The 20,372-nt window shown below is 61.8% G+C and carries 20 protein-coding genes; 7 read left to right on the top strand and 13 right to left on the bottom strand.

Annotation, left to right across the window (positions count from 1 at the left end):
- Window positions 1-17: 17 nt before the first annotated feature.
- The 6 genes from bchY to ACKLNI_RS02915 all read right to left on the bottom strand — a co-directional run bounded on the left by bchY (window position 18) and on the right by ACKLNI_RS02915 (window position 5,780).
- Window positions 18-1,577, bottom strand: coding sequence for a chlorophyllide a reductase subunit Y (gene bchY, locus ACKLNI_RS02940; protein ID WP_413717510.1), 1,560 nt, complete (start codon window positions 1,575-1,577; stop codon window positions 18-20).
- A complete protein-coding gene (locus tag ACKLNI_RS02935; RefSeq protein WP_413717509.1) occupies window positions 1,574-1,726 on the bottom strand; it encodes a hypothetical protein in 153 nt (50 codons plus the stop codon). The genes bchY and ACKLNI_RS02935 overlap by 4 nt, the downstream gene beginning before the upstream one ends.
- Window positions 1,713-2,714 carry a chlorophyllide a reductase iron protein subunit X gene (locus ACKLNI_RS02930; protein ID WP_413717508.1) on the bottom strand — a complete coding sequence of 334 codons (1,002 nt, stop codon included), beginning with the start codon at window positions 2,712-2,714 and terminating at the stop codon, window positions 1,713-1,715. The genes ACKLNI_RS02935 and ACKLNI_RS02930 overlap by 14 nt, the downstream gene beginning before the upstream one ends.
- Window positions 2,711-3,652 carry a chlorophyll synthesis pathway protein BchC gene (gene bchC, locus ACKLNI_RS02925; protein WP_413717507.1) on the bottom strand — a complete coding sequence of 314 codons (942 nt, stop codon included), beginning with the start codon at window positions 3,650-3,652 and terminating at the stop codon, window positions 2,711-2,713. Before bchC ends, ACKLNI_RS02930 begins: the two co-directional genes overlap by 4 nt.
- 111 nt (window positions 3,653-3,763) lie before the next feature.
- Window positions 3,764-4,900 (bottom strand): methyltransferase, encoded by a 1,137-nt coding sequence (locus ACKLNI_RS02920; RefSeq protein WP_413717506.1) that lies wholly within the window; start codon window positions 4,898-4,900, stop codon window positions 3,764-3,766.
- Window positions 4,893-5,780, bottom strand: coding sequence for a polyprenyl synthetase family protein (locus ACKLNI_RS02915; RefSeq protein WP_413717505.1), 888 nt, complete (start codon window positions 5,778-5,780; stop codon window positions 4,893-4,895). Before ACKLNI_RS02915 ends, ACKLNI_RS02920 begins: the two co-directional genes overlap by 8 nt.
- A 101-nt stretch (window positions 5,781-5,881) precedes the next feature.
- On the opposite strand from ACKLNI_RS02915, the gene crtD reads away from it, so the two are divergent.
- Both crtD and crtC read left to right on the top strand, forming a co-directional pair.
- Window positions 5,882-7,462 (top strand): 1-hydroxycarotenoid 3,4-desaturase CrtD, encoded by a 1,581-nt coding sequence (crtD, locus tag ACKLNI_RS02910; RefSeq protein ID WP_413717504.1) that lies wholly within the window; start codon window positions 5,882-5,884, stop codon window positions 7,460-7,462.
- A complete protein-coding gene (gene crtC, locus ACKLNI_RS02905) occupies window positions 7,408-8,283 on the top strand; it encodes a carotenoid 1,2-hydratase (RefSeq protein ID WP_413717529.1) in 876 nt (291 codons plus the stop codon). The genes crtD and crtC overlap by 55 nt, the downstream gene beginning before the upstream one ends.
- 3 nt (window positions 8,284-8,286) lie before the next feature.
- Here crtC and tspO read toward each other — a convergent pair whose 3' ends face one another.
- From tspO to ACKLNI_RS02890, 3 genes are read right to left on the bottom strand one after another with little or no spacing between them, the layout of a single operon-like run.
- Window positions 8,287-8,751 carry a tryptophan-rich sensory protein TspO gene (gene tspO / locus ACKLNI_RS02900; RefSeq protein ID WP_413717502.1) on the bottom strand — a complete coding sequence of 155 codons (465 nt, stop codon included), beginning with the start codon at window positions 8,749-8,751 and terminating at the stop codon, window positions 8,287-8,289.
- A gap of 15 nt (window positions 8,752-8,766) precedes the next feature.
- The gene (crtB, locus tag ACKLNI_RS02895; RefSeq protein WP_413717501.1) at window positions 8,767-9,801 is read right to left on the bottom strand and encodes a 15-cis-phytoene synthase; all 1,035 of its coding nucleotides are present in this window, start codon (window positions 9,799-9,801) and stop codon (window positions 8,767-8,769) included.
- Window positions 9,798-11,348, bottom strand: a complete 1,551-nt coding sequence (locus ACKLNI_RS02890; RefSeq protein WP_413717500.1) for a phytoene desaturase — start codon at window positions 11,346-11,348, stop codon at window positions 9,798-9,800. The genes crtB and ACKLNI_RS02890 overlap by 4 nt, the downstream gene beginning before the upstream one ends.
- A 110-nt stretch (window positions 11,349-11,458) precedes the next feature.
- On the opposite strand from ACKLNI_RS02890, the gene crtA reads away from it, so the two are divergent.
- Genes crtA through bchO form a run of 4 tightly spaced genes read left to right on the top strand, consistent with a single transcriptional unit; the run spans window position 11,459 to window position 15,723 of the window.
- Entirely contained in the window at window positions 11,459-12,199 is a 741-nt protein-coding gene (gene crtA, locus ACKLNI_RS02885; RefSeq protein ID WP_413717498.1) for a spheroidene monooxygenase, read from the top strand.
- The gene (gene bchI, locus ACKLNI_RS02880) at window positions 12,196-13,221 is read left to right on the top strand and encodes a magnesium chelatase ATPase subunit I (protein ID WP_413717497.1); all 1,026 of its coding nucleotides are present in this window, start codon (window positions 12,196-12,198) and stop codon (window positions 13,219-13,221) included. The genes crtA and bchI overlap by 4 nt, the downstream gene beginning before the upstream one ends.
- On the top strand, window positions 13,218-14,861 hold the full coding sequence (locus ACKLNI_RS02875; RefSeq protein ID WP_413717496.1) for a VWA domain-containing protein: 1,644 nt from the start codon (window positions 13,218-13,220) through the stop codon (window positions 14,859-14,861). The genes bchI and ACKLNI_RS02875 overlap by 4 nt, the downstream gene beginning before the upstream one ends.
- 7 nt (window positions 14,862-14,868) lie before the next feature.
- Window positions 14,869-15,723 carry an alpha/beta fold hydrolase BchO gene (bchO, locus tag ACKLNI_RS02870; RefSeq protein WP_413717495.1) on the top strand — a complete coding sequence of 285 codons (855 nt, stop codon included), beginning with the start codon at window positions 14,869-14,871 and terminating at the stop codon, window positions 15,721-15,723.
- On the opposite strand, the gene ACKLNI_RS02865 is transcribed toward bchO, so the two are convergent.
- Both ACKLNI_RS02865 and ACKLNI_RS02860 read right to left on the bottom strand, forming a co-directional pair.
- Window positions 15,705-16,784 carry a ParB/RepB/Spo0J family partition protein gene (locus ACKLNI_RS02865; protein ID WP_413717494.1) on the bottom strand — a complete coding sequence of 360 codons (1,080 nt, stop codon included), beginning with the start codon at window positions 16,782-16,784 and terminating at the stop codon, window positions 15,705-15,707. The genes bchO and ACKLNI_RS02865 overlap by 19 nt on opposite strands.
- On the bottom strand, window positions 16,781-18,085 hold the full coding sequence (locus ACKLNI_RS02860) for an AAA family ATPase (RefSeq protein ID WP_413717493.1): 1,305 nt from the start codon (window positions 18,083-18,085) through the stop codon (window positions 16,781-16,783). The genes ACKLNI_RS02865 and ACKLNI_RS02860 overlap by 4 nt, the downstream gene beginning before the upstream one ends.
- Before the next feature lie 440 nt (window positions 18,086-18,525).
- Between ACKLNI_RS02860 and ACKLNI_RS02855 the strand changes: the two genes are divergently transcribed.
- Window positions 18,526-19,209, top strand: a complete 684-nt coding sequence (locus tag ACKLNI_RS02855; protein ID WP_413717492.1) for a hypothetical protein — start codon at window positions 18,526-18,528, stop codon at window positions 19,207-19,209.
- Between the two features lie 57 nt (window positions 19,210-19,266).
- On the opposite strand, the gene ACKLNI_RS02850 is transcribed toward ACKLNI_RS02855, so the two are convergent.
- Both ACKLNI_RS02850 and ACKLNI_RS02845 read right to left on the bottom strand, forming a co-directional pair.
- Window positions 19,267-19,752 (bottom strand): pseudoazurin, encoded by a 486-nt coding sequence (locus tag ACKLNI_RS02850; protein WP_413717491.1) that lies wholly within the window; start codon window positions 19,750-19,752, stop codon window positions 19,267-19,269.
- A gap of 114 nt (window positions 19,753-19,866) precedes the next feature.
- Complete coding sequence (locus ACKLNI_RS02845) at window positions 19,867-20,307, bottom strand: c-type cytochrome (RefSeq protein WP_413717490.1); 441 nt, start codon at window positions 20,305-20,307, stop codon at window positions 19,867-19,869.
- Window positions 20,308-20,372 lie beyond the last annotated feature (65 nt).

The raw sequence follows: 20,372 nt of genomic DNA, 5'->3' as shown, positions 1-20,372 counted from the left end.
ATATGAGCAAAACCGGGTCATATCATTTGCTCCGCCGCTGCAGCCCGTGCCTGCTTTTCGAGTTTCTTCTGGTGCTGTGCGCGGAAATCGGGACGCAGGTTGGGATCGCCTTCCCAGACGCCCGCCGTGTCCTCGGCTCCGACGCCCTCGAAGAAGGCCTTCATCCGGTCCATCCGACCCTTGTTCGAGATCGCGGCATTGATCACTTCGGCGAGCGAACCCGCGCCCGCCGGCCCCATGAGGGGACGCGCAGAGATGAGGTTGGTGAAATAGAGAGACGGTATCCCCAGTTCCTTGCCCTTCTGGACGACGGGAGTCGTGCCGATGGCAAGATCCGGTTTGACGCCCTCCATGGCGGCCAGATCGTCCTCGAGCGAGGCCCGATACTTGACCGTGCAGCCATGCGCTTCGAGCCACTCGCGGTCCCATGCCGATTGTGGTGTCCTGGGACAGGCAGTCCCGACATAAGGCACATGCGCACCGGATTCGATCAGGAGACGGGCCACCAGCAGCTCGGACCCCTCGTAGCCCGAAAGCGTGACGGTGCCCTTGATCGGGGTGGCGGCCAGAGCGCCCTTGGTTGCGCCGACGAAAATGTTCTGCGCGGCGGCAACCTTGTCGGCGGCAAGCCCGAAAGCGTCGCCGATGCCGGCCAGCCAGTTGGCCACGCCATCCGCGCCCACCGGGGCGGAACCGACGATCGGGCGGCCGGCAGCAGTGAACTCGCGCATGGCAGCAGTGTAGAACGGGTGGATCGCGGCGACCGCACCGCAGTCAAGCGCAGCATAGAGCTCGCGCCATTCGCGCGCCGGAATGACAGGACCGGCGGCGAGCCCCAGAGGCTCAAGCATCCGGCCAATCACCATCGGGTCTGCGGGGAACATCTCTCCCAGCATGGTGACCGTGGGGCGATCGGACTTGCCGCCTTCGGGCGCCTGAACCGGACCGGCCTCGGCTTCCTGCCGCGCGTAGTTCAGCATCGCGCCTGCAAGGACGTCCTTGGCCTCGGCATGGGTTGGGATACCGAAACCCGGCACGTCGATGCCGACGATCCGCACGCCGTTGATCTCGTCGGGCAGCAGCCGAAGGGGCACGCCGGAGGCAGTGGGAACGCAAAGGTTGGTAACGACAACCGCGTCGTAGCGTTCCGGGTCAGCCAGGTCGTGGACGGCTTCACGGATGTCCTCGAACAGTTTGCCGGTGACAAGGGTCTCGGAGTTGAACGGGACGTATCCGACGGAGCGGCGGGCACCGTAGAAGTGCGAGACGAAGGTCAGGCCGTAGACGCAGCAGGCCGAACCGGAGAGCACGGTTGCCACACGGCGCATGCGTAACCCGACCCGAAGCGAGCCGAAGGCTGGGCACATGGATTGCGGTTTGTCGTGCGGACCTTGCGGATAGTCAGCGGCGTACCGGTCGAGAATGTCGGACTTGCCGGCCAAGCGTGCCGCCGCTTCCATCTCGGCGGCGCCCGCGTGGCACCCCATGCCGTCTCCTTCCGCAGGATCGGGTACCCGGGTCTGACCCTGGATCACGTCGGCGGTGGCCGCGTCGTCATATGTGACTTCGTCGGTCAATGCAGAGTTTCCGTCATGTCCTTGTTGACGAGATGCGAAGTGCGGATGTCCCAGAGGAGATTGCGCAGACGATCAGGTTCGGTTCTGGACAACAACTCACGCACCTGCTGGAGCACTTCCTCGCGCGGCTTCTGCTCAGGCGTCGTCATAGATGACCTCCAGCGATTCCTTCGGCGCGGCGTTCTTTCCGCGCATGTCCAGGTCGGTTGCGGGTTCGAGAACGAAATCGGCTCCTGTCTGGGACGCTGAGAAGAGATCCAGCAATCCGTCCTGCGACAGGGGCGTGGGACGAAGGGGTGGCGCGGAGGCTACGTTTTCAGCGAGCGAAGCGAACATATCACCCCACTGCCCCGCCCTCGTTCCCACGATCTGGTAGTTCGCCGACTTTCGGCGCAGGTCCTCGTCCGCCGGGATGGAGGCGAGAACCGGAATGTCGACGGCTTTGGCAAAGGCGGCCGCCTCACCGGTGCCGTCGTCCTTGTTGATGACAATGCCGGCCACACCGACATTGCCGCCGAGCTTGCGGAAGTACTCCACTGCCGAACAGACGTTGTTCGCGACATAGAGCGACTGCAGGTCGTTCGAGCCAACGATGATCACCTTCTGAGCCATGTCGCGCGCGATGGGCAGACCGAACCCTCCGCAGACCACGTCGCCGAGGAAGTCCAGAAGGACGTAGTCGAAATCCCAGTCGTGGAAGCCAAGTTTCTCGAGAAGCTCGAAACCGTGGATGATGCCTCTGCCGCCGCAGCCGCGGCCGACCTCGGGCCCGCCGAGCTCCATCGCAAAGACGCCGCCGCGCTTGAAGCAGACGTCGCCGATCTTCACTTCCTCGCCCGCAAGCTTTTTCTTGGTCGATGTCTCGATGATCGTCGGGCAGGCCTTACCGCCGAAGAGAAGCGAGGTGGTGTCCGACTTGGGATCGCAGCCGATCAAAAGGACACGCTTGCCCATCTCGGCCATCATGTGGCTGAGGTTCGCCAGCGTGAACGACTTGCCGATGCCGCCCTTCCCGTAGATCGCGATGATCTGGGTCTTCTTGGTGGGCTCGGCAATCGGGATATCATCGAGCTCCTGCGCCGCCTCGTCACGGAGGCGCTGGTCGAATTCCTTGAGGTTCGGGACTTCGTCCTTCATGCGTGGCCTTTCCATTCGAGGATCATTTTCAGGCAGTCCGGGTCGCGGAACGCCGTCGGATAGGCCTGAGCCGCTTCGGCGGCGGGGCGTGTGTGCGTGATGAGCCCATCGAGCGAGAGCATCCCCGCCTCGACCAGCTGACGTGTGGCCACCAGATCGTCCGGCGTCCACTCGGCCGCGATGCGGAACCTGGCCTCTTTCATGAATGCCGGGGGAAAGGCGAAGCTGACATCGTCGGCATAGAAACCGGCCAGGACGATCTCGCCGCCGCGGGCGATCCTGCCCATCAGCATGTTGAGAACATCGGGTGCGCCCGAGGCGTCATATATGGTGCGATAGTCTCGGCGCGGGTCGTCATCGGGATGCAGTACCTGATAACCCTTTGCGCCCGACTGCCTGTCCTTGTCGATTTCCCAAACCATCGGAGGCGGCGCGCCGGCCGCGACAGAGATACGCGCGAGCAGACGACCAAGGACGCCGTGCCCGACGATCAGTTCAGGCATCGCCTTTCCGAGACCGGCCATCGCGTGACGCGCCGTAGCGGCCAATGCAAGGAGTGCACCTTCAGCACCAAAGCCCTTATCGATTCGCACGGCCCGGGAGGCGGGAGTGACGAGGCGGGCCGAGGCTGCGCCGAAGAGACCCCGTGCACCTTCGTAGCAATTTGCCCCCGGAACGAAGACGCGATCTCCTGGAACGAGGTTGGTTGCCCGACCTGCCTCGACGACTTCTCCCGCTGCTTCGTAGCCCGGGACAAGCGGATAGCCCATGCCGGGAAACGGCGGCATGTTCCCTTGCCAGAAGAGTTTTTCGGTTCCTGTCGAAATTCCGGAGTGCGTGATCTCTACAACGATGTCTTCGTCAGATGGCTCGTTCAGACCGAGCTGTCCGACGGCAATGCGCTCGGGCCCTGACAGTATTACGGCCGTTGTTTCCACGTTCACTCCCCAGCCGCGGATTGTTTGTCCAAGAGACTCGCTCGCGGCTTTACCGATAGTGTCAGTCTAAACTGACAACTCTAACTGTCAATTCTTTTAGACATTATTTCGTCAGGGCTTCTGCGCCAGTACGACGGAAGTGATGAAGGGTCTGTGCGTCGGACGATGCCTGACACCCACGAAACCGGCCTGCTCGAGCAACTGGATTATTTGAGAAGGACTGCGTGTCCGGCCGGTCTCCATCGCCATCGTGTAAATCGCGAAATATCCGTCTCCTGCCCGAGTTGGCTGACGCTCTCCCGCCATTGGTTCGGAGATCATAACGGTGCCGCCTTCCGGAAGTGCCCGGAAAACGCTTGCCAGAAGGGCTTTCACGGTATCGTCGGCGTGGTCGTAGAGCACACGGACAAGGGATATGACATCAGCGCCGATGGGCAGCGGATCGTCCCGGAACGAACCCTGACAGATTTTGGTGCGCTCTGTGAGCCCCGCTTTCCCGAATCTCTCGCGCGCCGGCGGCACGACCCCCGGCAGATCGAACAACGTCCCCTGAAGACCCGGCGTCGCCTGAAGCGCGGCTGCCAGAAATGCGCCGGTTCCGCCCCCCACATCCATGAGTTGGGAGTGTCCAGAAAAACTGACACTCGCCAGAGTCTCGTCAGCGACCAAGGTCTGGGTCTCGGCCATCAGTCTGGAATAGCGGGCGGCTGTATCGGGATCCCGGGCCGCACCCGCCCCGAACACGTAGGGCCAAAAGTGCGCGAGTTCGGGCTGGGTCTGGCCACGGAAGAACGCGATCGGATCGGAGAGATCCCGATAGAGCACCGAGTGATGTTCGATCATGTCGGCCAACCCGGGCACACCTGTCAGCGCCGCCCCGCGACGGGTGAGGCTGTAGGTATCGCCTGCTCTGGTCATCAGACCGAGAGCCGCACCGGCATTCAGCAGAACGCGCATACGTTCCTCGGGCACACCGGCAGCGTTTGCCAGGCGGCGAAGTGTCTGAGGGCAGGTCATAAGAAGATCAAGCGTTCCAAACCCGACGAGCGCCGCGAGGCACTGGGTATGGACGAAGCCCGCAACAAGATCGAACATCTCCTCGCCTTCACGGCGTGTAATGCCACGGGTCAGCGGAAAGCGTGCGGCCCATTTCTGGAATCCGGGCGACGCTGCGAGTCTCAGGAAACGCTGGCGAAGCCCGCTTGTTGACGGCGGGTCGATGGCTGATCCGAGATCGACGTTACTCACCTGGTATGGCGGAGCGTGCCTGCGCCGCCGTCGCCTTGGGGATGATCTGGTCGGCTGTCGCACGAACCATATGGGCCAGCGCCGCCTCACCCGGGCAGGAGGGGATCGAGGCGATCGCTCCCGCCAAAATATCGCGAAGTCTTTGGGTGGCGCCCTCGACGCCGAACGCGCTCACGGCGTTTGGTCGACCGTGCAGGTCATCCTGTCCAACGGGCTTTCCGAGCGTCTCCTGATCCATCAGCGCATCGCGCAGATCGTCCGCGACCTGGAAGGCTTCGCCGATCCGCGCGCCGAGTTCGACCCAGGGTTCACTGTCGTGGCCACCTGCTATCGCACCCATTTCGGTTGCGGCGACGAACAAGGCACCGGTCTTTGCGAGGTGGTAAGCCGAGAGATCGACCTTCTCCTCGCTTTCCCAGCCCTGCCCCGCGCAGATGCCGAACGGCATGCCGGTGCGCTTTGCCAGGGCTAGCACGAGTTCCAAAGCAAGTTCCGGTGGAGCACCCTTGGCGCGCGCGATGGTCTCGAACGCGAGGATGATCAGGCTGTCGCCAGTCAGAATGGCGAGGGGTTCCGAATAGGCGCGATGCAGGGATGGTTTGCCCCGGCGGATATCGGCGTCGTCGAAGCAGGGCAGGTCATCATGAACGAGACTGGCGCAGTGGATGATCTCAAGCGCAGCCGCAGCCGCGTCTGCCAGTTGCGGATTGCGGTCTCCACAGGCCATTGCGACCGAGAGAAGGATCGTGGGACGGATCCGTGCGCCTCCCGGCGTCACGGCGTAATGAAGTGCCGATGCCAGCCGGGTCGGTGACGGCTTTGCCTGTGCACCAGAGATGGCGGCGGTCAACGCGCTGTCGATGCGGCTCTTGAGTGGCATGCCGGAAACTCCGATCTGTTGTGCCGCATTGTCCATTCAGAATGACACTGCGTGTGTAAACAATACTGGACAGTTGCGCGGCGTGAGTCAACAATCGAACCATGGGAAGACCTGATAAATCAGTAGCCGCGCATGTCGCCATTATTGGCGCAGGGATGGGCGGATTGGCTTCGGCCATACGCCTGGCAAGCGCGGGATGCCGGGTAACTTTGCTGGACTCCGCCCCTGCTGCCGGTGGGAAGATGCGGACGGTGGACAGCCCCGCCGGACCCGTGGATGCCGGACCGACGGTCTTGACCATGCGGCATCAGTTCGATGCCCTGTTCGCACTGGCTGATGCGCGGATGGAGGATTTCGTCGAGCTTGTGGAAGAGCCCCTGCTGGCGCGGCATTGGTGGCTGGATGGGTCAAGCCTCGATCTGTTCGCCGACAGGGATCGCAGCGTGGAGGAGGTTCGCCGGTTTGCCGGAACGCGCGAAGCGGAAGCGTTCCGCTCTTTCTCGGAACGGGCCCAGCGTCTTTTCACCGGCTTCGAGGCGGCGATGATGGAAAGCGCGCGTCCGACCCTGCCTGCAATGACTGCAACCGTCTTGCGATCGCCCGCCTTGATCGGGGACATGGCGCCCCTTTCAAGCCTTGCGCGCAGCCTGGTGCGAACATTCCGTGACCCACGTCTGCGGCAGCTGTTCGGCCGGTATGCCACTTATGTCGGCGGAATGCCCGGATTGAGCCCGGGAGTCCTGCAGTTGATATGGCACGCCGAGGCGTCAGGCGTCTGGCGGGTTCATGGCGGGATGCACAAACTTGCGGAAGCGCTGGAAGACCTTGCTGGCAAAATGGGCGTCGACATGCGGATGGGCGCGCATGTGACGCGTGTCGAGATCCAGGATGGTCGCGTGAGTGCAGTTCACACTGAGACCGGTCCAAAGCTTCGTGTCGACGCTGCGATTTTCAACGGCGATCCCCGTGCGCTGAGGCAAGGGCTTTTGGGTGCGCCCCTCAGAGATGCCGTACCGGAGACCGCGGTCACACCCCGAAGCCTGTCGGCGCGGGTCTGGGCCTTTGCCGCAGAAACGGCGGGGCCGGAACTTGTTCATCACAACGTCTTTTTCGGGGAGGATCCCGAGGCGGAATTCGGCCCGATCCTGGACGGAAAGCCACCATCGGATCCGACGCTGTACATCTGCGCACAGGACCGGGGCGCAGGCACGGCTCCCCCTGCCCTCGAACGCTTCGAAATCATCGAGAACGCCGCCCCAACCGATCAGGAAACTCCAGAGGAGACAGATCAATGTCGGACACGAGTCTTCAACCGGCTGACGGAGTTTGGCCTGACCTTCACGCCGCGTCCCGACGCATCGAAGGTAACGACCCCAGCCGCATTCGACCGGATGTTTCCGGCAAGCCTCGGTTCCCTTTACGGCCGCAGCCCACACGGGATGATGGCGGCTTTCCGGCGACCGACCGCGAGAACAACGATTCCGGGTCTGTACCTGGCGGGCGGTGGAGCCCATCCGGGAGCGGGGATAGCGATGGCTGCGCTCTCCGGCCGGCACGCGGCCGAGGCGATCGCGAGGGACCTTGCTTTGCCCTTGCTGTCCCGCCCAACGGATATGCCTGGTGGTACATCGACGGCGTCTCGGACGATGGGACTCAGGCCGTCTCGGTCATCGCTTTTATAGGATCGGTCTTTTCACCCTGGTACAGATGGTCGGGACGGAGGAACCCGGAAAATCATGTCTGCATCAATGTTGCTACCTATGGAAAGGGCGGGCGATTTTCGATGACGGACAGGGGAGCGTCCGCGCTGCGGCAATCTCCGGACAATTTCACGGTCGGGCCATCCTCGCTGACCTGGGACGGGGAACGGCTGATCATCGACATCGACGAGATCTCTTCCTTGCCCTTGGTGTCACGGATGCAGGGGCAGATCGTGGTCACACCTTCCGCCCTGACCGATGTCGAACTGCCTTTGACACCCCGCGGCACGCATGTATGGCGGCCCTTCGCCCCCACATCGAAGATCGAGGTCGACCTGGGCAACGGATGGCGGTGGAGCGGGCACGGCTATTTCGACGCGAACTTCGGAACCCGGGCCCTGGAGCAGGATTTCGATTATTGGACATGGGGTCGTTACCCGGTGCCCGGAGGTTCGGTCTGCTTTTATGACGCCGTTCGCAGGGATGGATCCGAGCTGGCGGTCGGAGTGAAGTTCACCGACAGCGGCGAGACGGCAACCTTCGAGTTGCCACCCAAGGCACGAGTGGCACGATCACTTTGGGGCGTGCGGCGCGAGACCCGCGCCGACCGCGGCTTTCAGCCCCGGCAGGTCAAACCAATGCTGGACGCCCCCTTCTATGCCAGATCCTTGGTCGAGACGCGGATCGACGGGCATGTCACCCAAGGCGTGCATGAGGCACTTGATCTGAACAGGTTCAGGGGACCGTGGCTGATGCCCATGTTGGCCGTTCGCGTTCCACGGCGGGCGCGCTGGCGCTTCTGACCCCTAGTTTGTCGCCTCTTCGGGATTGAGCCGCCAGACGCTCCAGTTCAAAGCGCTGGCCGTCGTGACCCAGGCGACATAAGGCACGAACAGAATGCCCGCGAGTGTATCGAGCAGGAAGAATGCGACCATCGTTCCGAAGACCGCGACCCACAGGCAGAGAATAACTATCATCCCCGCCCGCATGCGGCGAAGCCCGAAGAAGATCGGGGTCCAGAGCGTGTTGAGCGCGAGTTGAAGCGCATAGAAGGCCATGGCATGGGCATTGTCGTCCAGTTGAGCCACACGCATCGCAGCGAAGGACATGAAGAGATAGAGCGTCGTCCACGCGACCGGGAACAGCCATTTGGGCGGTGTCCACGAAGGTTTGTTCAGCCCATCGTACCATTCTCCCGGCTGGAACAATGCGCCAGTCGTGGCAGCGGCCATGCAACCTGTCAGAAACAGGAAAAACAGAAACCAGTCCATGAACACCCTTGCTGTCTAAGCCGCGCCATTTCCAAGATGCGACTCGCGATCCCGCGCTTCCAGTTCGGCAAACACAGCCAGCAACCTGCCTGCCCTGCCCTCGCCCCAGCCTTCGATGGCTGGCTTTCTGGCAGCAGCATTCACCAGAAAGGCGCATTCGTCCAGCGGCCTTGCGTGCAGGACGGCCGAACGGGGCGTGATCGTCGTGAGGCCTGCCTGCATCAGAGAGAGGCCGAGCCAGCCCAGTTTCTGTGTCTTGTAAGTGCGGGCACGGTAACTGATCGTATCATGGCCGTTGCGCCGAATTGCGCCACCGATACCGGCGTAGACGTGCCGGGCCGCAAGAATTCCGGGGCGCGCCGAGATCGGAAGGGCCGCGACACCCGCTTCGGACCTTAGATAGAGCCTGTTTGCCTCGGCTAGCAGGCGCCGGACCAGATGGCGGATACGTTCATCGGGAACGGGATCGGCGAGAAACGCATCCGGCTCGATATCCGCTTCACGCAGCCACTGGAGCGGGAGGTAGATTCTGCCCGCACGCGCATCCTCACCCACGTCACGAGCGATATTGGTCAGCTGCATGGCGACGCCCAGGTCGCAAGCGCGCGCCAGCGCATCGGCGTTGCGCACGCCCATTAGGACCGACATCATCGCACCAACCGCCGCGGCCACCCGTGCCGAATAGTCGAAGACGCCGGAGAGCGTTTCGTATCTTTGTTCAAGCGCGTCCCAGGCGAGCCCTTCGAGCAGTGCGTCGGGAAGCGCCTTCGGCATATCGTGCATTTCGACCATGGCCGCGAAGGCGCGGTCGGCAGCGGCATCTCGGGGGCGGCCCTGATAGATCAGGTCAAGCCTGTCCCGGAGACGCAGGACGGCATCGACTTTTTCTTCATGCAGATCGACCGCGTCATCGGCCAGACGGCAAAACGCGTAGAGCGCCAGGGCCGGATCCCGCACTTTCGCTGGCAGGAGGCGGGAAGCCGTATAGAACGACAGGGAGCCATGACGAATTGCGTCCCGACATACGTGAAGATCGCGCGGGTTGATCATTCTGCGGCCACCTTCCATTCATCGGCCCGCGCGGCGTCGGGGACCAGTTTCGCCAGAACCTCTGCCGAGGAGACGACACCCGGCAGACCGGCGCCGGGATGCGTACCCGCTCCGACGAGATAAAGGCCCTTTGCTTCTTCGCTGACATTATGCGGACGAAACCAGGCAGATTGCAGAATGCGGGGTTCGATCGAAAAACCGCAGCCATGAGGTGACAGGTAGCGATCACGGAAGGTCTCGGGCGTGAAGACCTCGGATGCTGCGATGTGCTGGGACAGGCCAGGCAATAGTCTCTGTTCAAGGGTTTTTTGTACTTTCCGGCGATAGCGCTCGGCCATTGCCGTCCAGTCGACCGGGTTCGCGTGCCCCAGATGCGGGACCGGTGAGAGCGCGTAGAACACGTCGTCGCCAACAGGCGCGGCGGACGGATCGGTGACCGTCGGCCGATGGACATAAAGGCTCATGTCGTCCGCGAGGGTGCCCCTGGTGAATATGTCGTCCAGCAGCCCTTCATACCTCGGACCGGACAGGATGGTATGGTGCCCGACGTCCTGCCAGAGCCCGCGCGTTCCCCTGGTTCCGAAGTACCAGACGAACAGCCCCATGGACCAGCGGGTGCGGTCGAGTCGCGCTGGTGTCCAACGCTTCCGCGGCCGATCGCGCAGAAGATGATTGTACGTGTGGCCCGAGTCGGCATTTGAAACGACGATGTCGGCAGAGATCTCTTGCCCGCTGTCGAGACGTACGCCCGCAGCGCGTTCTTCGTGGAACAGGACCCTGTCGACCGTCTGGCCGAAGCGGACGGTTCCGCCCTGCCCTTCGATGACGCCGCGCATGGCGTCGGCGATGGCCGCGACCCCGCCGATGGCATAGTGGACGCCGAACTCTTTCTCGAGATGGCTGACGAGCGCGTACATCGAAGTGACGTGGCGGGGATCGCCGCCGATGAAGAGCGGGTGAAAGCTGAGCGCCATACGAAGCCGCGGGTCACGAACCCGGGCGCTGGCCATGCCGAGGATGGAACGGTCGGCGCGCAGGACGGCGAATTCGGGAATGACCTTTGCCGTGTCCCTGAACCGATGCATGGGCTTGGCGACCATGCCTTCGAAACCGACGACGTACCGGCGATGCGCGTCCTTGAGAAACCTGAGGTATCCATCGACATCGCCGGGCGACAACCGGCGAATCTCCTTCACCATCTCGTCGGTCGACCCTCGCGCAGTGAAGACCGATCCGTCGGGCCACCGGATCTCGTAGAACGGATCGAGTGCCTTGAGCGAAACATCCCTGTCGAAATCGCGACCGCAGCTTGCCCAGAGATCTCGAAAGACCTGCGGACATGTCACGATCGTTGGCCCCAGATCGAACCTGTACCCGTCACGATGAATGGCGGAGCCGCGCCCGCCAGCGGTATCAAGCCGGTCCAAAACGGTCACGGACCAGCCCTTGGCACCCAGACGCATGGCCGCCGCAAGACCACCGAGTCCGGCGCCAATGACGACGGCAGTCTGACCTTTGAAGGCCGGATGGTTTGACAGGGCGGTCATACCCAGAACGATAGAGTGTCTAGTTTAATTTACAATCCCCCTTATCGCTTTGACTGCGACGCCTGAAACACTTTCAATATCTGTAAAGACGTGTCACACTTGGTTGACACTTGCGAAGGAGAGCTGCCATTCAAACCGTCTCTCTCAGCCTGTTCCGGTTTCAATCCGCCTGGTCCCGCGCTTGGGTACTTGGGCAGATGGGCGCGGCCCGGCTGGATTTCAGCCGAATGCCCGAAGCACGGTTCTGGAAACTGTGCGGTTCGGGCACCGGAGAGGGATTCACCCCTGTTCCGAATACAAAGGTCTGGGCGATTCTGGCGGTTTGGGATGACGAGAAAACCGCGCGGCGTCTGACCCAAGAAGGCAATGTCTACAGACGCTGGAGCCGACGCGCCGACGAGTCCTGGACCGTTTTCCTGGGTCCCACATCAGCCCGCGGACAGTGGTCGGGGCAAAGCCCCTTTGCCGCGGAATGGGCCGCATCGGTTCCGGCACCGGGAACACCGTTGGCGGCACTGACACGAGCGACGATCAAACCCACGGCTCTACCCCGTTTCTGGGGGCGTGAACCGGATGTTTCAAAGGCGATCGGATCTGATCCCAATGTCATTTTCAAGATCGGGATAGGAGAGGTTCCCTGGTTCCAGCAGGTCACCTTCTCGATCTGGCCCGACACTGGATCGATGGCCAACTTTGCCCGCAAGGACGGAGCGCACGCACAGGCGATCCGAGCCGTGCGGGACGGAAAGTGGTTTCGAGAGGAACTTTACGCCCGCTTCCAGATCCTTGGGAGCGCAGGACGTTGGGAGGGGTGTGATCCCCTTGCAAAAACCGAAAGGCATGCCGCATGACTCAACCCTATCCATTTTCGGCCATCGTCGGCCAAGAGGACATGCGACTGGCCATGGTCCTGACCGCCATCGACCCGGGGATCGGCGGCGTTCTTGTTTTCGGTGACCGGGGCACGGGGAAATCGACCGCCGTCCGTGGCCTGGCCGCCCTGCTTCCGCCGATCGACGCGGTCGAGGGATGTCCGGTCAATTCGGCGCGGATCGAAGATGTGCCGGATTGGGCCGAAAACGTCTCTAACAAGGTAAAAAGGCGCCCAACGCCGGTTGTCGATCTACCTTTGGGCGCCACCGAGGATCGGGTTCTGGGCGCACTGGACATCGAACGGGCCCTTGCACTTGGTGAAAAAGCGTTTCAGCCCGGCCTTCTTGCGAAAGCGAACCGGGGATACCTGTATATCGACGAGGTGAACCTCCTCGAGGATCACATCGTCGACCTTCTTCTGGACGTGGCGCAAACCGGCGAGAACGTGATCGAGCGCGAGGGACTTTCGATCCGCCACGCCGCCCGCTTCGTTCTGGTGGGCTCGGGCAACCCTGAGGAGGGCGAACTGCGTCCCCAACTGCTTGACCGGTTCGGACTGTCGGTTGAGGTGACGACGCCCAGGAACATCGACGACCGGGTCGAAGTAGTGCGGCGCCGGCAAGCCTATGAATCCGATACGACCGCATTCCTGAAACGTTGGCGCGCGGCGGACACCCGGCTGAGGAAAAAGATTCTCGATGCGAGAGCGAGGCTCAAGTCGGTTGAGACGCCCGAGTCTACGCTGCGGGATGCCGCGATGCTTTGTTTGGCACTCGGATCCGATGGGCTTCGGGGCGAACTGGTGCTGCTGCGCGCCGCGCGTGCCCTTGCGGCCTTTGAAGGCGCCGAAGCCGTTGAACGGCCGCACCTGAGGCGTTTGGCGGCCCCTGCCCTGTCTCATCGCCTGCGGCGCGATCCGTTGGATGATGCCGGGTCCGCAACGCGCGTGGCGCGGACGGTGGCCGAGACCTTCGGAACCTTTCAGACGGCAGCGGAATGAACGGCCTGGAAGCCCTGGCGTCGCGGATCGCAGCCTTGCTGTCGGTCGATCCGAAGGGTTTGGGCGGCGTTTGGCTCCGGGCCAGGCACGGACCCTTCCGCGAGGCCATGATCGCCCAGTTGAAGGCCATTCCAGGTGCGCACGGGCGGGTAATGCCGGAAGCGGGGGGTATCGAGCTTTTTGGCGGAATTGACCTTACACAGAGCCTTTTTTCGGGACATGTCGTGGCACGAAAGGGTGTCCTGGACGCTTCCGATGTGCTTTGGCTGACCCGAGCCGAACGGATGCAGGTAGGCATGGCTGGGCGGGTGGCCACGGCCATGGATTCCGGCCTGTGCGGGACGATCATTCTTGCCGACGAAAGCTCTGAAGTCGATGAGATGCCACCGTCTGCTTTACGGGACCGACTGGCATTCTTTTTGTCTGACCAGATGGAATGCCCGGATGGTGCCGTGCGCGTACTTGGAAGGGACGAGATCGAAGCTGCGAGGCTGCGCATCGGGGGTCTTGTCCCACCCGACGACCTGCTGGAACTCGCAGTTCGGATCACGGAAGACCTTGGATGCCGCGAAACCCGCCCTGCCCTTTTCCTTGTACGGGCCGCGCGCGCCATTGCGGCGCTTGAAGACGCGGCAGAGGTGAATGAAGGCCATCTGGGTGAAGCAACCCGGCTTGTCATGCCGCATCGTGCGCGTCTATCGGCCGAGGTTGAGGAAACCGAACCACAACCTAGGGTTGACGAAAGTGAGGAAAAGAACGACGCAGGCGGAGAGACTCGGGAAGACGCACTGAGGGATATTCTGCTCGATGCAGCCAGCGTCAGCCTCCCGGGCGATCTCCTGGCCCATATGGTTGTTCGAGATCGGCGCGCGGCAGGCTCCGGCCATGGAGCCGAACGGACATCGCATACACGCGGACGTCCTCTGCCCTCGCGCCCCGGGAAACCGGACGGACGCGCCCGTCTTGACTTGCTGGCAACCCTTCAGGCCGCTGCACCGTGGCAAAAGCTACGGAATGCGCCCCCAGGACGGCTTGCGATACGCCGGGAAGACCTGCGAGTTCGCCGCTATCGGGAACGCTCGGAACGGGTGTTGATTTTCGTTGTCGATGCCTCCGGCTCCGCGGCGATGGCCCGGCTTGCCGAAGCCAAGGGCGCCGCCGAAGCTTTGCTCTCGGAAGCCTATCGCAGCAGGGACCACGTGAGCCTGATCACCTTTCGCGGGGATGATGCGGAATGTGTACTGGAGCCGACGCGGTCGCTCGTACGCGCGAAAAGGCTGCTTGGTGGACTTCCGGGAGGTGGAACAACGCCGCTGGCCGCTGCGCTGCGTCAGAGCGCCGAGCAGGCCGGGTTGGCCCGCACGAAGGGTTTGACCCCCCAAATCATCCTTATGACGGATGGACGGGCAAATAAGGCGCTGGACGGCTCCACCGCCCGAGAAACGGCGCGCGAAGATGCTATACGGATGGCCCGTTGGCTGCGTTTGGAAGATATCCCGGCCCTGGTGGTGGATTCGGGTTTGAGACCTTCGGCTGACCTGACAGAGATCGCCCGGATCCTTGGTGCCGAAACGATCCGTCTTCCCAAGGGGCACAAGGCATCCTCGTCAGAGGCTCTTTTGGCCGCGCTGGAACACTGATTTGACTGTGACGGACGATGAGATCGAGGAGCTGACGATTGCGGCTGGTCCTCACCGCTGGCGCGTCTTGAGAGCGGGAGCCGGTCCTGTTGCGCTCTGCCTTCATGGCGCGGGAGGCTCTGCCGACAGTTTTCGCCCCTTGATACCCTTTCTGTCGTCCGACGTGACGATAGTTGCGCCCGATCTGCCCGGACATGGCCGGACCCGCCTGGGAGGCACCGGAAGATCGGGCCTTGTGGCGATGACGGAGGACGTCGCTCTATTGGTGGCGGCCTTCGAGCTTGAGCCAGAGATCCTGATCGGGCACTCCGCCGGCGCGGCAATTGCGCTGAACCTGGATGATAGGTTGTCCCCGCGGGGACAGGTTCTGATCAACGCCGCACTCAGTGAATTCGATGGTCTTGCCGGGTGGGTTTTTCCAGCGCTCGCAAAGGGCCTTTCGATCACGCCGTTCGCCGCGGATTTTTTGTCGCGCAACCTTCGCAGGCAAGGAAAACTCGAAGGTCTCCTTGCGTCTACGGGCTCCGAGGTCACGCGAGACATACTGACCAGATACCGGCTACTGGCGGCCAGCAGGGAGCACGTGGACGGAACGCTGAAGATGATGGCTGCCTGGGACCTTAAGCCTTTGCTGAGGAAAATTCCCCAAGTCCAAACGCCAACATTGCTCATCGCCGGGGATCGAGACGGTACGGTGCCAGTTTCAGTCTCTAAAAAGGCGAAACAGAGCCTAAAGCACTCGAAACTGATCGTACACGAGGGAGGTCATCTCCTGCACGAAGAGGACCCGGAAATCGTCGCGCAAGATATCAGGGCGTTCATTAATTCGCTCGACAAAGACGCTCAATCGTCGTCGGACTGAATCGCATCGAGGAACGCCGCAACCGCACGTTCGAGGGTTGCCCGGTCGACGGAAGAAAAATCCGCTTCTCCCCGTAATTCGATGCGCCCGTCCGAAGCAGTGCATTTGACCAGACCTTCCGGGCGGGCGATGCGAAGCGTTGTCTTGGCACCGGCACGTGCCTTGCGCTTTTTCGCCGTGGCTTGCGTTCCGTCGGCCTGATCAAGAAATGCGCGCAGTACATTCAACTCCTCGTCGGCAGTGTTGGGGCATGCAGACGAAAGAACCGACGACAGAGTGCGAACGGAGTCGGGGCGACTGGAGAGACGCTTCTCAAGCTCAAGCCCCAGCGCCCTTGGAATGGCCTCTGGCCACCGCAAGGCATTGCCAAGCCTTTCCATCAACGAAGCGAAGTGGGTGATGTAGCTTCGCTTCTGGCGGCCTGCGGACCCATAGAGAGCCGCAACGGCCTCGGCGGCAGACGACGCATCGGTCGCAGGGTCCGCCGCGTAGCGGTTCGCGAGGATCGCCATTTCGGCGAAAGAGATATCCCGCCGCACGAGGTTTTCGTCGACCATGCGCCGGTAAAGGCGTTCCAAGGCGTCACCCTCGGCCACCAAGCCAGCGGGAATCTTACCGTAGGACGGATCCCCGGTTTCGGCAAAAAGCTCGCGAAATGCAGTAAGCCGGCGGAATCCCTGGATCAGTTCATAACCGTCATCGACAACCTGAACCCGGATCGGATTGGACAGACCGATCGACTTGATCGAGGTTTTCAACTCGTCGATTTCCTCGTCCCGTTCGGACTTCCGGTCGCGCTGCAGTTTTGAGGTGGCAATCTGCTCCAGGGGAATAAGGTCCGTGATCAGACCTTCGCGCTTCAGACGAACATGTTCATGCGCCAGCCGATCGTTCTCCTCCCGGATGCTGCGCTCGATTTCAGCACGCTGTTGGAGGGCTCCGGCATTCTCTGAAATCGCGGTGGCCATCGGCCCCCGGCGAGACACATCCGCAGAGGGCACAGACGCTTCCGGCGCAGCCTCATCGGGAAAGTCGATGTCGAAGACGCGCTTCTTGCTCATGACCGGTCCTCCAGCTGATCCCAAACACTCAAGACGTTGCCCCGAAACTCCTCGTAGGCCCTGTCGAAGGAAGTTCTGGCCCGGCGCCATGTCTCGCGGGTCATGTCCCGGTAGTCGATCTCGTAAATCGATGACAGGAAACGCCCGGATTGTTCGACGGCGCGCGTCATTTCGATCGGGTGCTCGCAGACACGATCGCTGAAAACCTTTTCGAATGCCGACTTCATTGCGCGGTGCAACTCGTTGTTGGCCTCGAACCGGGTCAGAAGAAAGCGGACATCGTGGAAGACCTTTGGCAATGAGAGTGTCCCCGCGGGGACAAGCCCTGAGAAACGGGACAGATCCTCGAGCGCTTCGGCGAGCTGCCCAATGAAACTGGTGGTCGAGTCGTATTCCCAGTACCCGGGCCCGGATGGAATATAGAGCATATCGGCGGCAAAGACCGCGTTCATGGACTGATAGCCGATGGCAGGAGGACAATCGAAGATGATCAGGTCATAGGCATCGTCGGGCAGGGCATCGAGGAACCGGGAGACCGCGGCAAAGAACGACCACTCGGGGTTAAGGTGACGATACTGCGCGGAAGCGAACTCGACGAACGCCGCATTGGCGCAGGACGGCACAAGATCGATCGTTGGCCAGGACGTTCGCTTTATGAAATCGGTCACCCGGAGATCTGCAAGGCCCATGTCCCGGATCGAAGAGGGCAGGGACCGGCGGGGCAGGGCGGTGCCGCTTTCCGCGCCAGCGGCAGCGTTGTTCATCCGGTCGGTTTCCCGCGCCAGATCGCGCGCCATTATCCCCCAGACGGTGAACTCTTCGGACACGTCGGACAGACCCATCGAGTGGCTGAGCGTCGCTTGCGGATCGAAGTCGACGGCGAGAACACGGTACCCGTCGAGCGCGGCCGCATGGGCGAAGTGCAGAGCCACTGTGGACTTGCCGGCGCCGCCTTTGAAATTGGCAATCGCGGCGCGCACCGCACGCTTGCCAATAGGGCGGACCGGCATGAGGCTTTTCCGGTTGACCCGAATTCGTCGGCGGATCTCGTTGATCTCTTCGAGCGTGTACCAGCGTTGCCTGCCATCTTCTTCGACGAGGCCCTGGGGCAGGGTGGGATCTACCGCCAGGCGGCCGCGGAGCGTGGACTGGTTCACGCGGAAGATCAGTTCTCCGAGTTCCCACGACGAAAAGCGGCGCAGCGTCTTTTCCATCTCGGGCGAGTAGGTTTGCTGCCTGATCCAGCTTTGCATCCGCAACGACTGGGTCTGAAGGCGAGACAGGTCTTCATGGGTAAACATGGATTTTCCGAACTGCTCAGCGTAGATTTTTTATACCTTGCGATTTACGCTGAATTTGCGTGTTTTGTAAAATGCTATATTCATATGTCCAAGGTTGCCTGGATAACGGGGCATCCATGTAGGAGCCGGATTTTCTGAAGCGTACCGATTCGGTGAGATACCACGAAATATAGGGGACACAGTTGTGGACACCCCACGCTATTGGGGGACATTTCTGGCAGAATAGGGGACAGTCTACATGTCCCTCTATACCTGTATACCTCGATTTCATCGGTGATTTTAGGGCCCCAAAACCCAACAGCTTGACAGAATCGATTAACCGGACGCAAATAGTCTTCAGATTGAGAAAAAGCGTTGAGAAAAGGCGCGATCTCTATCTCGCGTGGGTTCTAACCAACGTGTTGAGGCAGAGGCGGTTCCCGCCGGAAAGGCAACATACCATGCGGCACCTTCGTCCCGCAGGACGCGGCGCATCTGCGCTCAAGTACGATCTCCTGACAGCAATGGGCGCCTTTGCTCTTGCGGCTGCGCCAAGCGAACAGAAGCGCGTTCTGAGACTGATGACACTGATAACCGCCCGGTACAATTGGGCCAGCGACAGTCTTGCCGTGGGTCAGAGGGAAATCGCACAGCTCTGGTCGTGTACGGATCGCACGGTCAAGCGGGACATGTCAGTCTTGCGGGGCAGGGGCTGGCTGGTTCTGCGGCGTCAGGGAGCCCGTGGAAGGGTGTCGGAGTACGGTCTCGATCTGGATCGGATACTCGCCGATACCCGGGACGTCTGGGATGCTGTAGGGCCGGACTTCGCAGTGCGTCTCGGGGGAGGCCTGGAAGAGAGCACGAATATCGTTCCGTTGCAGGTCAAAGGCACGGCGCCGATGCCGGATGGCGATGATGCAAGCGAATGGGGTCTGGCGCGCCATGCATTGCGGGCGCAGGACGCCGGCACATATGCGGCGTGGATCCATGCGCTGAAGCGCGACGGGAGGGTAGGGGGGTGCCTTGTTCTGAAGGCGCCGAGCAGGTTCCATGCCTCTTACGTGCAAACTCATCTGGTCGGCCGCTTGCTTGCAGCCTGCCGTGATGTCGATCCTGCGGTGGATGCTATCGACCTGCGCGTCTGACGTTCGCCAAAAAAGGGCGCCCCGGAAGGCGCCCTCGCAAATCCGATCTCGCCAGACTCAGTTGGCTGCGATCATTTCCTCGGCCATTGCGAGATATTCCTCATAGCGAGCCTTCGACTTGCCGCGGTGGCGGACCTCCTTTGCGGCATTGATCTGGTCCTGAGTGACTTCGCCAACGAGGACCAGTCCGACCATGCCCGCGGACTGATGCGGCGTGCAATGGTAGCCATAGAGGCCAGGCGCATCGAAGGTGACTTCAATGTCCTCACCGATCTTGCCTTTCCAGACCTCGACGCCATCGGGGATCATGTCCTTGTTAGCTTCGGAGTTGTGGCCGCGATCGGTGGCCTTGAACATGACCGTGGTGCCCGGCTCGACCTGCAGCACCGGCGGGTGGAATACCTGACGCTCGTTGCTTTCAGGGGCCTTGTTCAGCATTTCGACCATCGCGCCACCATGTGCGCCCGCAATGGCCTGCAGAGGGCTTGCAGCAAGTGCCGTGGCGCCCATGAGTTTCAGGCTGTTTCTACGTGTCAGTTTCATGACTACTGCTCCTTCTTACTGTTCGGCGCCTCAACAACCGCGCCAAGAAAAAATTGCGCCCATCTCGATGGGCGCAATTGTGGTGCCGGGAATGAAGTTTCCCGAATTTTGGGATTAGCTGCCTTGGCCAAATGTGGCGAGGAACGCTGCCAGATCCGCGGCCTCTTCCTCGGAGCGAACCTTGAAGGCCATGCCGCTGCGGGCTCCGTTGTCGCCAAGCGTTTCCTTCAGGAATGCCGTCGGATCCTGAAGATAGGCAGCAATTGTTGCGGCATCCCAGACGAGTCCGCCTTCGCCTGCTTCGACGATCGATTTCTTGTAACGGAAGCCATCAACCGTTCCGGCCTGCCGTCCGACGACGCCGAAGAGGTTCGGTCCGGTCTTCGCATTTCGGCCGGCCAGGACTTCGCCGGCGTCGTTCTGAACGACATGGCAGGACTGGCATTTGCTGAATGCGGCTTCGCCGGCGGCCGGGTCACCTGACCCGAGATGTGCGTCCGCGAAGGCGGGCGAGGCGAGTGCCGCAAGCGCAGCGACGGCCAGGAAGTGTTTCATTTTGGTCTCCCTTGTTTGGTTTAACCGAGATCTAGAGCGTATGGCGCGGAAGAAAAGTGGTCTCT

Source organism: Silicimonas lutimaris, assembly GCF_047314965.1.
Taxonomy (GTDB): Bacteria; Pseudomonadota; Alphaproteobacteria; order Rhodobacterales; family Rhodobacteraceae; genus JAVJUV01.
This window is presented reverse-complemented; position numbering and strand designations above follow the sequence as displayed.